General features: G+C 31.4%; 6 protein-coding genes. 1 reads left to right on the top strand and 5 read right to left on the bottom strand.

All coding sequences use genetic code 11. The annotated features are described in order from the left end of the window. Positions 1 to 77 precede the first annotated feature (77 nt). The 5 genes from lonB to JJE11_RS10685 form a co-directional block, all read right to left on the bottom strand. Entirely contained in the window at positions 78 to 1,760 is a 1,683-nt protein-coding gene (gene lonB / locus JJE11_RS10705; protein ID WP_291635402.1) for an ATP-dependent protease LonB, read from the bottom strand. Positions 1,761 to 1,983: 223 nt separating this feature from the next. After that, entirely contained in the window at positions 1,984 to 3,276 is a 1,293-nt protein-coding gene (gene clpX / locus JJE11_RS10700) for an ATP-dependent Clp protease ATP-binding subunit ClpX (RefSeq protein WP_291635400.1), read from the bottom strand. 34 nt (positions 3,277 to 3,310) lie between these two features. Then, on the bottom strand, positions 3,311 to 3,895 hold the full coding sequence (gene clpP, locus JJE11_RS10695) for an ATP-dependent Clp endopeptidase proteolytic subunit ClpP (RefSeq protein WP_291635398.1): 585 nt from the start codon (positions 3,893 to 3,895) through the stop codon (positions 3,311 to 3,313). 141 nt (positions 3,896 to 4,036) lie between these two features. Beyond that, a complete protein-coding gene (tig, locus tag JJE11_RS10690) occupies positions 4,037 to 5,329 on the bottom strand; it encodes a trigger factor (protein ID WP_291635396.1) in 1,293 nt (430 codons plus the stop codon). Between the two features lie 181 nt (positions 5,330 to 5,510). Next, the gene (locus JJE11_RS10685) at positions 5,511 to 6,368 is read right to left on the bottom strand and encodes a hypothetical protein (RefSeq protein WP_291635394.1); all 858 of its coding nucleotides are present in this window, start codon (positions 6,366 to 6,368) and stop codon (positions 5,511 to 5,513) included. 430 nt (positions 6,369 to 6,798) lie between these two features. On the opposite strand from JJE11_RS10685, the gene JJE11_RS10680 reads away from it, so the two are divergent. Continuing rightward, positions 6,799 to 7,607: pyruvate formate lyase family protein (locus JJE11_RS10680; protein ID WP_291635392.1), on the top strand; the 809-nt coding region annotated here is incomplete at its 3' end.

Raw genomic sequence — 7,607 nt, 5'->3', positions numbered from 1 at the left:
CCTGAGGGCTACTAAAGTAATAAGAAAAAGTAATCCGCCATAATTAATTGGGGATTACCTTCTTTTTAAAGTATATATCAAGCTTTTAATGCTTCTGCCGCTATAACATCCACCTCTGGCTCAAATGCAATTGAAATATTTTTAGGTGTATCCTGAACTAATGCTTCTTTAATTACCTCACTAATATTACTCACTGGTATAATTTTAATATTTTCAATATTTCCAAAGCTGTCCTGCCAATTGTCCCTAGGAATAATAACTCTTGTAGCTCCTGCTTTTTTTGCAGCAGCAATCTTAGCACTGACACCGCCGATTGGCTTTACGTTGCCATGTATTGATATTTCTCCTGTCATTGCGACCATATTATCAACTGGTATACCTTTTATTGCGCTGTATATTGCAGTAGTTATACTTACCCCTGCGGAAGGTCCATCTACAGGTGAACCCCCTGGAAAGTTTACATGAATATCATAGTCGTCACAATCTATATCAAAATATTTTTCAAGAACTGTAACAACATTTTCTACTGAGGACCTTGCAGTACTTTTTCGTCGTAGTTTTTTATTGGCACTACTTATTTCTTCCTCCTCAATAATACCTGTGATTTTAAGCAAACCTTTTCTAAGCTTTATTTTCTTGGCACTAGCTTCAATTTCCATTACAGCGCCTATGTTCGCTCCGTAAACCGCTAAGCCGTTTACGTATCCAATTTGTGGTTTATCAGATATCTTCATCTCTGGTCTTGGAGAGTACTGACCATTTTCTATTACCCATTCAATATCCTCGATACTTACTTCATCTCTTTCATCATTAATGGCAATTCCACTAGCTAGTTGAATTAAATTAACAGTATCTCGTCCATTACTAGAGTATTTACCTACGAGCTTTAATGCTTTTTCGCAAATTTTAAGACCCATCTTGGTTATTGAATTTTGTGCAATTATTTGCAATTCTTCTGGTAGTAATGCCCTAAAATAAATTTCTATGCACCTTGACCTTATTGCTGAAATTATTTCTTCTGGATTACGTGTAGTTGCTCCTATCAGCCTGAAATCTGCTGGAAGACCTTCATCAAATACCTCTTTTATATAAAGTGGCGTATTAGGATCTTCTCCATTATAATAAGCACTATCTAAAAATACTTTTCTATCCTCTAATACTTTAAGTAGCTTATTCATTTCTATAGGATGTAACTCTCCAATTTCATCAAGAAATAGAATTCCTCCATGTGCTTTTGTAACGGCTCCAGCTTTGGGTTGAGGTACTCCAGCTACTCCTAGTGGCCCAGCCCCTTGATAAATGGGATCGTGAACGGATCCAATGAGAGGGTCAGCAATTCCTCTTTCATCAAATCTAACAGTAGTTGCATCTATTTCTATAAACTTAGAGAATTCACTAAAAGGAGATCGTTCTCTTTTTTTAGCATCCTCAAGCACTAATCTAGCCGCTGCTGTTTTCCCTATTCCAGGTGGCCCATAAATAATGACGTGCTGAGGATTAGGTCCGCATATCGCTGCTTGCAATGCCTTAATCCCTTTTTCTTGACCTATAACGTCTTCAAATCTTGTTGGTCTACATTTTTCTGTAAGCGGCTCAGTAAGGCATATGCTCTTCATTTTTCGTAATTTCTCCATTTCTATTTTGCTTTCCTTAACAATACCCACCTTGCCACTTCTCTGACCTTTTATTGCATTGAAAAAATATAATCCGATAACTACTGTAAAAAAAAGTTGTACTGCCATTAGAATTTTTGTAGTCATATTATTTGAAGTTTAATATTGAATATATTAAACTAATCCTCCTTTCACATATTAGATTAGCATATTTTAGTAAATATTCTATCTTCTGATATTATGCTCAATTTCAGTTTAATATATTCCTTTTTTTCCAATTAATAATCTTATTTATACCCATTAAATCACACCACAAAAAAAAGACAGATATATAATCTGCCTCTTTAATGAATCTTTAATTTTAAACTTACTATGCTGTCTCTATACCTTTTTTTGTTTTAACTTTTGTTGCAATCTTCAATTTTTCTCTTTTCCCACTTTCAGCTAAAACTAATTGTGGAGTTCTAGTTCTAATAGTTTCTTCAGTAACTATTACTTTAGTTACTTGTTCATTAGATGGAATATCAAACATAATTTCCTTCATAGTATCTTCTATGATAGATCTAAGTCCTCTAGCTCCAGTTTTTCTTTTAATAGCTTCTTTAGCTATAGCTTTTAAGGCTGGTTCTTCGAACTCTAATTCTACGTTATCCATCTCAAATAATTTCTTATATTGTTTTATGAGCGCATTTTTAGGTTCACTAAGTATACTAACTAATGCTACTTCATCTAAAGCTTCAAGAGTAACTACTATAGGAAGCCTTCCTACAAATTCCGGAATTAATCCAAACTTTAATAAATCTCCAGGCATTATAGACTTAAGTAACTCCCCTACATCTGTTTTTTCTTTAGATCTTATTTCAGCTCCAAAACCAACTGACGTAGTTCTAGTTCTTTTTTCTATAATTTTATCAAGGCCATCAAATGCACCTCCACAAATAAATAAAATATTAGCTGTATTTATTTGAATGAATTCTTGGTGAGGATGTTTCCTACCACCTTGTGGTGGAACTGATGCTGTAGTACCTTCTAATATTTTAAGTAACGCCTGTTGAACGCCTTCTCCAGATACATCCCTAGTTATAGAAGGATTTTCAGATTTTCTAGCAACCTTGTCTATTTCATCTATATATATAATACCCTTTTCTGCCTTTTCTACATCATAGTCAGCATTTTGTATTAATTTAAGTAGGATGTTTTCTACATCTTCCCCTACATATCCTGCTTCAGTAAGTGTAGTTGCATCTGCAATAGCAAAAGGTACATTTAAATATTTTGCCAAGGTTTGAGCGAGCAATGTTTTACCACAACCTGTAGGTCCAAGTAACAATATATTACTTTTTTGAAGTTCTACATCACCCTCATTAACATTTGAATTTACCCGTTTATAATGATTATATACTGCTACTGCCAAAGATTTTTTGGCTGTATTTTGTCCAACTACGTAATCATCTATATATTTTTTTATTTCTGCAGGTTTTGGCAATGCCCCTAAATCTAGCTCAACATCCCCCTGAAATTCATCTACAATTATTTCAGAGCATAATTCTATACACTCATCACATATATATACTCCAGGTCCTGCAATTAATCTTCTAACTTGGTCTTGGGTTTTACCACAGAAAGAACATTTAAGTTGTTTTTTCTCATCAAACTTTGTCATATTTTCACCTCTATTTACTATATTTCATTTAAAGTTATTTCCTTTTAGTTATAACTTCATCTATCAATCCATACTCCATGGCTTCTTGTGAACTCATAAAGTAATCTCTTTCAACATCATGTTGAATTTTCTCCATTGTTTGGCCGGTTCTTTCACACAATATTTTATTTAATGTATCTTTAGTTCTAAGGATTCGTTTTGCGTGAATATCAATATCAGTTGCTTGACCTTGGAATCCTCCTAAAGGTTGATGTATCAGAATTTCACTGTTAGGCAATGCAAATCTTTTTCCCTTTTCTCCAGCTGCTAATAAAAAAGCTCCCATGGATGCCGCCATACCTGTACAAATAGTGGAAACTTGTGGCTTTATCAATTGCATTGTGTCAAAAATAGCCATACCTGATGTAATTGATCCACCTGGACTATTTATATATAAATAAATATCTTTATCAGGGTCTTCAGACTCTAAATACAATAACTGAGCAACAACTAAACTAGCAGTTACATCATTTACCTCTTCTCCTAGAAAAATTATTCTTTCTTTTAGCAGTCTTGAATAAATATCATAGGATCTTTCTCCCCTATTCGTTTGTTCAACAACCATTGGCACCAAACTCATATAATTCCCTCCTCTACTATAATAGAATTACTTCAAAGGTAATCTACTACTTAATTCTATCCAAATAATCATTTTTTAACCATATAGTTTTATCATATATTTAAAACTAATTGCCAAACTGACAATTAGTTCTAATATATATTATGCAGTTACTTTAGCACTATCAACTAACATTTTTATTACTTTTTCATTTACAACATCAATTTTAAGATATTGTTTTTGCGCTTGCAGAATTAAATCTGCTGTTTTATCTATATCTTTATCTCCGTATTGCGTAGCAACTTGTTTAGCTTTTGCAAGCATTTCTTCATCACTAGCTTCAACTTTTTCTATTTTCGCTATTTCTGTTATTACTAAATCAGTTTTAACTCTCTTTTCAGCTGCTTCTTTCATGAATTCTCTAACTTTTACTTCAGTATTGTTAGTATACTGATAATATGATTCAAGATCTAACCCTTGTTGTTTTAATTTCATTTCTAAATCTTTTAACATAATGTCAGTTTCTCTTTTTATCATAATTTCTGGAATGTCCAATAGAACATTAGAACAAACTGCATCTATTACTGCTTCTTCAAATTCTTTCTTTTCTCTATCTTCACTTGATTTTTCAAGTGCTTTTTTAATGTCATTTCTTAATTCTTCTAAAGTATCAAATTCTGATACTTCTTTAGCAAATTCATCATCAATAGCTGGTAATTCTTTTTCCTTCATGCTTTTAATAGTTACATTAAAAGTTGCAAGTTTTCCATTTAAGTCTTCTCTTCCATATGCTTCTGGGAAATTAACTTTAACTTCTTTTGTTTCTCCAGCTTTTAAGCCAACTAATTGTTCTTCAAAGGTATCAATAAATGATCCTGAACCTATTTCAAGTTCAAAGTCAGTTCCCTCTCCACCCTCAAAAGCAGCGCCTTCAATAAATCCTTTAAAATCTATAACTGTTATATTACCCATTGCAACAGCGCCATCAACCTTTTCTTCAATTCTAGCATTTTTTTCTTGCATGCCTTTTAGTTGATTTTCAACTTCATCATCTGTTACATTATATTCAACTTTCTTAGCTTCTAATCCTTTATATTCTCCAATTTTAACTTCTGGAGCTACTTCAACAGACGCAGTATATACAAAGTCTTTTCCTTCGCCTATTTCAATAATATCAATCTTAGGATAATCCAAAGGACTTATGTCATGTTCTTTTAAAGCTTCTGGATATGTATCATCACAACAGAAATTTATAGCATCTTCAAAGAAAACACCTTCACCATACATTTTCTTTATTATGGACATTGGTGCCTTACCTTTTCTAAATCCAGGTATGTTTATAGTTTTCGAGTTTTTTACAGAAGATTTCTTCAAAGCTACATTAAACCTCGTTGCTTCAACAGTTATCTCCAATTTAATAATATTCTTTTCTAATTTTTCCATTTTAACGTTCATTATATTTCTCCTCCTAATAACCACAAATGCTTGTTAACTTATACATTATACCATAGTTTTCAAGGTATTTACAAATATTATCAAGCTTGTTAGCTTCTATAGTCTAATACTATGATTATAACTAAATTCTCTAAAATTTACAACCCAATTTTAGCATTGATATAATCTATTAATATTTTTCCTACTTTATTACTTCACCGGATGTAGTTATGTACACTACATTTCCATCTATTATTGTCTCGAGACCTTTCGAAGTTATATTTTTAAAAATAACTTTTTTACCAGATGCCGATTTTACTTGTGTTTGATCATTATTTTTCAAATTCATCTTCCATATATATTGTACAGCCTTGCTATTCATCCAAGGTAATTCACTAACATATACAATATTATCCTCATCAATAAACTTAGGTGTAATTGACCAAATGTAATTCGGATTATTTTTAAGCTGGCTATCTTTTAAAATAACATCACCTCTACTAGATGTATGTTGTTTTTTTGTAATATCCTTGCTAGTTTTGTTTATATCAAAATATAATATATCCTGATTCATTGTGCTCTGAATAACTATTGATTTTTTACTTGGACTTATATCATATGATATATTTTTAGCATCTTTTACACCCGTAATTTTTTTTTCTGTTCCATTCACATTATATTCAACACTAACTTTTTGACCATCAGACAATGAAACAAGAAATATTTCATTTTTCAAAGCATCCTTCACCTTTAAAGTGGTGTCTTCTTGCACTTCTTGGGACTTTTCAGTATCCGTCTGTGATTTAACAATTTCTTCTTGCTTTTTTTGTACTTCTCCTGCCTTGTCTTCTTCAACTTTTGTATTTTCTTTTGATTTATTTACTAGGATATTATTTATACCTTCTTTCATGCTTATACCTTTATCGAATAAAGCATTAAAATCTGTAAATAAAAATATGATCAACCCTATTATAGGTAAGATAATTAATAAAAATATTTTCTTTCTTCGTTTTTTAACTTCTTTCTCATAATGCTTGCTAAATATGCTAGGTTTGCTCATACCATCTACCTCCATTATAAATAATCCATTATTCAATATCATTATACCTTATTATAAATGAAAATAATATCACTTTCTAAAAGATGCCTTACGCAAGATGCTATGCATCACCTTTCTTAAATATTAGCTTCATACGAAGTGCTGCAAATCTAAATTTTTAATTTTATTCTATATTATAAGCACTACAATCCAAACTGTTTCATTTTAAAACTGTTCTGTTACATTTTTTTTATTTGATTTTATTTTTCACCAATTGCTTTCATATCAATGGTTTTATAACTTATTTAATATTCTTAATTTTCAAACTTATTTATAAACACTTGAACTGTTTCAATTTTAATATTACAATATATTATATCGACAAATTATATTTTAGTTAACGCTAGTATCTACTAAATATTGTATGAATATACTTAAAGGAGGAAATGAAATGTTTGAACAATGGAAAGGATTCATAGGAGACCAATGGAAAGAACAAATTGACGTAAAAGATTTTATCCAAAAAAATTATACCTTATACGAAGGTGATGATAATTTTTTAGTAGGAAAAACTGATAAGACTAATAAGGTTTGGGATAAAGCTAATTCACTTATTATAGAAGAAATTAAAAAAGGTATTATTGATATAGAAACTAATGCAATTGCAGGAATAGATAATTTTGGCCCTGGATATATAGATAAAGAAAATGAAGTAATTGTTGGATTACAAACAGATGCCCCATTAAAAAGAATAGTAAACCCATTCGGCGGTTTCAGAATGGTAAAGCAATCATTAGAGGCTTATGGGTACAAATTAAACAAGGATATACAAGAATACTTCCCTAAATATAGAAAAACTCATAATGAAGGAGTTTTTGATGCATACACTGCCTCTACTAAAGTTGCAAGAACTGTAGGCCTCCTCACTGGTCTTCCAGATGCATATGGTCGTGGACGCGTAATAGGAGACTATAGAAGAATTGCTCTTTATGGTATGGATTTTTTAGTTGCACAAAAGAAAAAAGATTTAAATGAGTTCACAGGATTTGCCTCTGATGATTTAATAAGACATAGAGAAGAAATAAGTATGCAAATAAGAGCGCTTGGTGAAATAAAAACCATGGTTTCAAAATATGGTATTGATATTTCAAAACCATCTACCACCGCACAAGAGGCTGTACAAGCAGTTTATTTTGGATATCTTGCAGGAATAAAAGAAAACAATGGCGCTGCAATGTCTCTAGGACGGACAACTACTTT

Source organism: Clostridium sp. (assembly GCF_016650095.1).
In the GTDB taxonomy this organism is placed as follows: Bacteria; Bacillota; Clostridia; order Clostridiales; family Clostridiaceae; genus Clostridium_AD.
Note: the sequence above shows the minus strand (reverse complement) of the source record. Positions and strands in the feature narration are given on the sequence as shown.